The following is a 3704-nucleotide window of genomic DNA, read 5'->3' on the forward strand; positions in this document are numbered from 1 at the left end:
CCACCGCCGCCGTGCCGGGGGTACGGCGCTTCGGGACGCCCGCCGCCGACGCGGCGCGGGTGGCCGGGGCGGCGGCCAGGACGACTCCGGCGGCGGGGTAGCGGGCGCGGCCCGGATACGCTCGGGCCGTGGTGAAGGAAGAGAAGGACGTGAAGGCCGTCAAGGCCCCCCGGAGCGAGCAGACCCGCGCGCTGATCCTCGAAACCGCGCTCCGGCTCTTCCAGGAGCGCGGCTACGACCGGACGACCATGCGGGCCATCGCCCAGGAGGCGGGCGTCTCCGTGGGGAACGCCTACTACTACTTCTCGTCCAAGGAGCACCTGGTCCAGGGGTTCTACGACCGGCTCGCCGCCGAGCACGCGGAGGCGGTGCGGCCGGTCCTGGACGACGAGCAGGACCTCGCGGCCCGGCTGCGCGGGGTGCTGCTGGCCTGGCTGGACGTGGCGGAGCCGTACCGCCCCTTCGCCACGCAGTTCTTCAAGAACGCCGCCGATCCGGAGAGCCCGCTCAGCCCGTTCTCGCCGGAGTCGGTCACCGCGCGCGAGGCGGTCATCGCGATCCACGCGCGCTGCCTGACCGGCTCCACCACCCGGACGGACCCCGAACTGGCCCCGCTGCTCCCGCGGTTGATGTGGCTCGCGCACATGGGCCTGGTGCTGTTCTGGGTGTACGACCGGACGGCCGGCGCCACCCGCAGCCGCCGGCTGGTCACGCGTACGGTCCCGATCGCCGCCCGCGCGCTGGCGCTGTCCCGGTTCCGGGTGCTGCGGCCGCTGGTGCGGCAGGTGCACGAAGTGCTGGAGGAGTTCCTGCCGGAAACGACGGAGCGGGCGGCCGGACCGGACAGGTCCTAAGGGCTGTCCCGCAATTCCCGGTGGATCAGCGCGCGGCGTCAGATGCGGTGCATCGCAAGGCGGAGAGGCGCCCGCATACTGGACGTATTCGGGCGTTTCGACAACGCGGCGAGGTGCCGCAGCTGTCGTCGTGCGCCCGCCGGGAATTGCGGGACAGCCCTTAGCCGCCCGCGCGTCGTGGCGGGGTGGATCAGATCCAGCCGAGCTCCCACAGGCGCCAGACGCCCGTGCCGTCGGAGAGGTACTGCGAGCCGGAGACGTCCGACTTGGCGATGACGTAGTCCTTCTTCTGCCACAGCGGCACCAGCGGCACGTCCTCGCCGACCAGCTTCTGGAGGTCCTTGAAGTCCCCCGAGGCCCGGCTGCGGTCGCTGAACTGCAGCGTGGCGCCGATCAGGTCGTCCATCCTCTTGCTGGTGTAGCCGTTGTGGAGGGTGTTGTCGCGGCCGACGAGCGGCTGGCTGAAGGTGTCGGGGTCCGGGTAGTCGGGGAGCCAGCCGACGGTGTACATGTCGTACTCACCGGCCGCGTAGCCCTTCTGGAACCGGGTCCACTCGACGGCCTTGATCGTCACCTTGAAGAGCCCGGTGGCGTTCAGCTGACGCTGGATCTCCTTGGTCTCGTCGACGTACTGGTCGCCCTCGCGGTAGCCGAAGGTCAGGGCCAGCGGCGTCTGGACGCCGGCCTCGTCCATGAGCGCCTTCGCGCGCTCGGAGTCCGGTGAGGGGTAGGCGTCGAAGAACGGGGTGCTGTGCCCGATGGTGCCCTGCGGGATCAGCGAGTAGAGCGGCTCGACCGTGCCCTGGTAGACCTTGCTCACCAGCGGACCGCGGTCGATGACCGCCGCGATGGCCTGGCGGACCCTGCGGTCGGCGAGCGGGGCGTCCTTGCGGACGTTGAAGACGAGGTTGCGGATCTCGGCGCTGTCCGCCTCGGTGACGCGCTTGTCGGTGTCGCCCGGGTTCAGCTCGGCGAGCGCCGACGGCGGCAGCTGCCGGTGCGTCACGTCCACCTGGCCGGACTTCCAGGCCGAGAGGAGGTCGTCGGACTCCTTGTAGTACCGCACGGTGACCGGACCGCCGGTCTTGGAGATCGCGCCCTTGTACCGCGAGTTCGGCACGAGTACGGCCTTCGTGCCGGCCTCGTAGGACTTCAGGACGTACGGCCCCGAGCCCGTCACCTTGCCGTCGTTGCGCAGCTTGTGTTCCGAGTAGGAGTCCTTCTCCACGATCGCGCCGGCGCCCGTGGCGATCTTCTGCGGGAAGGTCGCGTCACGCGTGGAGAGGTTGAAGGTGATGGTCCGGCCCTCGGTGACCACGTTCTTCAGGCTGGGGAAGAGGACCGAGGGACCGGCGTCCGCCTTGATCTCCAGCATCCGGTCGAACGAGTACTTGACGTCCTCGGCGGTGACCTCGTCACCGTTGGAGAACGTCAGGTCGTCACGGAGCTTGCACTGGTATGTCTGGAGCTTGCCGCCGATGAAGCCGCAGCTCTCGGCCGCGTCCGGCTCGGGGACGATCCCGCCGGACTTGAACGTCATCAGGGACTGGTAGACGTTGCTGTACATCGCCCAGGAACCCGCGTCGTAGGCGCCCGCCGGGTCGAGCGAGGTCACCGCGTCGGTCGTACCGATGACGACCGGATCGGAGTTCCCGTCGTCCGAGGGAAGGAGTTGCCAGGCGACCACGCCTGCGATGACCAGTACCGCGAAAATCGCGAGAATCCGTAGCCGGATCGACCGCATTGACGTGCTCTCCCTTAACAGCCCCACCTCGGTGTCGCGCTCAGATACGCAGATCACCGCACGTTCGCGCTCAGCAAATCACACGATTTTCACATCTGGAAGGGGAGATCAGAGGCTCATAGCCAATTGTTTGTCAGTCGAAACCTTTGACGCTTACGCCGAATACAGAGGGTTCCCGGACGGTCACCCGTTCCGCCATTTCGCGGGCGTGCGCGGGGGATTACGCCTGCCGGGAGGCGAGCTCGACCACGGTGATGTCGGACGGCGCGCCGACCCGCACGGGCGGGCCCCAGGCCCCGGCGCCCCGGGTGACGTAGAGCTGGGTGTCGCCGTGGCGTTCGAGCCCGGCGACCGTCGGGTTGGACAGCTCCGCCACGTAGTTGCCCGGCCACAGCTGGCCGCCGTGGGTGTGCCCGGACAGCTGCAGGTCCACACCGTGCTCGACGGCCTCGTCGATCACCACGGGCTGATGGGCCATGAGCACGACCGCGCGGGCGGGGTCGCGGTCCCCGAGGGCGCGGGCGAAATCCGGGCCCTGCCCTTCGCTCTCGCCGGCGATGTCATTGACCCCGGCCAGATCGAAACCGCCGGTCTCCACCCGGGCGTTCTCCAGCGGGTGCAGCCCCAATTCCCTTACATGATCAACCCATTGGGCGGCGCCGGAGTAGTACTCGTGATTGCCGGTGACAAAGAACGCGCCGTGCCGGGCGCGGAGGCCGGCGAGCGGTTCGGCGGCCGGACCGAGATCGGCGACGGATCCGTCCACCAGATCACCGACGACCGCGATGAGATCGGGCTGCGTCCGGTTGACCGCGTCCACGATCCGTCGCGTATGGGAGCGGCCCAGGATCGGGCCCAGGTGGATATCGCTGACGACGGCGATGCGGAAACCGTGGGCGGACCTCGGCAGCCGCGCGAGCGGCACGGTGACCCGCTTCACCCGGGGCCCGCGCAGCACCCCGTACGTCCCGTAGCCCACGGTCCCCAGCCCGGCCGCGGCGGCGGCGCCCCCGACCGCCCGCGCCACGAACAGCCGCCGGGACGGAGCGGGGAGGGCGGACGCGGCGGACTCCGGCTCGGGCGCGGCCTCCGGCGCCGACGCCGGT

3 protein-coding genes are annotated in these 3704 nt (G+C 69.9%); 1 reads left to right on the forward strand and 2 read right to left on the reverse strand.

Annotated elements, in window-relative coordinates:
- The first annotated feature begins 128 nt into the window (after positions 1 to 128).
- Positions 129 to 854, forward strand: a complete 726-nt coding sequence (locus tag G3I41_RS34270; protein ID WP_164404420.1) for a TetR family transcriptional regulator — start codon at positions 129 to 131, stop codon at positions 852 to 854.
- Between the two features lie 190 nt (positions 855 to 1044).
- On the opposite strand, the gene G3I41_RS34275 is transcribed toward G3I41_RS34270, so the two are convergent.
- Together G3I41_RS34275 and G3I41_RS34280 are read right to left on the reverse strand one after the other, a co-directional pair.
- Positions 1045 to 2598, reverse strand: coding sequence for an ABC transporter substrate-binding protein (locus G3I41_RS34275; protein ID WP_203602068.1), 1554 nt, complete (start codon positions 2596 to 2598; stop codon positions 1045 to 1047).
- 220 nt (positions 2599 to 2818) lie between these two features.
- Positions 2819 to 3704, reverse strand: an 886-nt coding sequence (locus tag G3I41_RS34280) for a metallophosphoesterase (RefSeq protein WP_203602069.1), incomplete at its 5' end; no start/stop codon positions are given.

It is taken from the genome of Streptomyces sp. SID9727 (assembly GCF_010550605.1).
Classification (GTDB): Bacteria; Actinomycetota; Actinomycetes; order Streptomycetales; family Streptomycetaceae; genus Streptomyces.